Consider the following 234-nt stretch of genomic DNA (forward strand, 5'->3'; position numbering starts at 1 on the left):
GCTGAGGCCGAAAGGCGTAGGCGATGGACAACAGGTTGATATTCCTGTACCACCTCTGTTCCGCTTGAGCAATGGCGTGACGCAGGAGGATAGGGTGAGCGGCCTATTGGATGGCCGTCCAAGCAGTGAGTGTGGTGTGTAGGCAAATCCGCACACCGTGAAGCATGAGCTGTGATGGCGAGGGAAATTTAAGTACCGAAGTCCCTGATTTCACACTGCCAAGAAAAGCGTCTA

The 234-nt window shown here is 53.8% G+C and carries 1 rRNA gene; it reads left to right on the plus strand.

The features are described from left to right. Window positions 1-234, plus strand: a 23S ribosomal RNA gene (locus tag M3630_RS31380); the annotation flags it as partial.

The sequence above is a fragment of the Brevibacillus sp. MER 51 genome (genome assembly GCF_023714195.1).
Lineage (GTDB): Bacteria > Bacillota > Bacilli > Brevibacillales > Brevibacillaceae > Brevibacillus.